This is a genomic window from Klebsiella sp. GW_Kp181 (genome assembly GCF_040062315.1).
Lineage (GTDB): Bacteria > Pseudomonadota > Gammaproteobacteria > Enterobacterales > Enterobacteriaceae > Klebsiella > Klebsiella oxytoca.
The window spans coordinates 1-1288 of the sequence record NZ_JBEAFR010000027.1; the positions used below are offsets into that span (position 1 = coordinate 1).

Genomic DNA, 1288 nt, shown 5'->3' on the forward strand with positions numbered 1-1288 from the left:
TAACGCTGAGGTGTGATGACGAGGCACTACGGTGCTGAAGTGACAAATGCCCTGCTTCCAGGAAAAGCCTCTAAGCATCAGGTAACATCAAATCGTACCCCAAACCGACACAGGTGGTCAGGTAGAGAATACCAAGGCGCTTGAGAGAACTCGGGTGAAGGAACTAGGCAAAATGGTGCCGTAACTTCGGGAGAAGGCACGCTGATGGTAGGTGAAGTGACTTGCTCATGGAGCTGAAATCAGTCGAAGATACCAGCTGGCTGCAACTGTTTATTAAAAACACAGCACTGTGCAAACACGAAAGTGGACGTATACGGTGTGACGCCTGCCCGGTGCCGGAAGGTTAATTGATGGGGTTATCCTCACGGAGAAGCTCTTGATCGAAGCCCCGGTAAACGGCGGCCGTAACTATAACGGTCCTAAGGTAGCGAAATTCCTTGTCGGGTAAGTTCCGACCTGCACGAATGGCGTAATGATGGCCAGGCTGTCTCCACCCGAGACTCAGTGAAATTGAACTCGCTGTGAAGATGCAGTGTACCCGCGGCAAGACGGAAAGACCCCGTGAACCTTTACTATAGCTTGACACTGAACACTGGTCCTTGATGTGTAGGATAGGTGGGAGGCTTTGAAGTGTGGACGCCAGTCTGCATGGAGCCATCCTTGAAATACCACCCTTTAATGGCTGGTGTTCTAACGTGGGCCCCTAATCGGGGTTGCGGACAGTGTCTGGTGGGTAGTTTGACTGGGGCGGTCTCCTCCTAAAGAGTAACGGAGGAGCACGAAGGTCAGCTAATCCTGGTCGGACATCAGGAGGTTAGTGCAATGGCATAAGCTGGCTTGACTGCGAGCGTGACGGCGCGAGCAGGTGCGAAAGCAGGTCATAGTGATCCGGTGGTTCTGAATGGAAGGGCCATCGCTCAACGGATAAAAGGTACTCCGGGGATAACAGGCTGATACCGCCCAAGAGTTCATATCGACGGCGGTGTTTGGCACCTCGATGTCGGCTCATCACATCCTGGGGCTGAAGTAGGTCCCAAGGGTATGGCTGTTCGCCATTTAAAGTGGTACGCGAGCTGGGTTTAGAACGTCGTGAGACAGTTCGGTCCCTATCTGCCGTGGGCGCTGGAGAATTGAGGGGGGCTGCTCCTAGTACGAGAGGACCGGAGTGGACGCATCACTGGTGTTCGGGTTGTCATGCCAATGGCATTGCCCGGTAGCTAAATGCGGAAGAGATAAGTGCTGAAAGCATCTAAGCACGAAACTTGCCCCGAGATGAGTTCTCCCTGAC

At 53.4% G+C, this 1288-nt stretch carries 1 rRNA gene; it reads left to right on the forward strand.

From position 1 onward, the window contains the following. A 23S ribosomal RNA gene (locus tag ABLV11_RS06965) occupies positions 1-1288 on the forward strand; the annotation flags it as partial.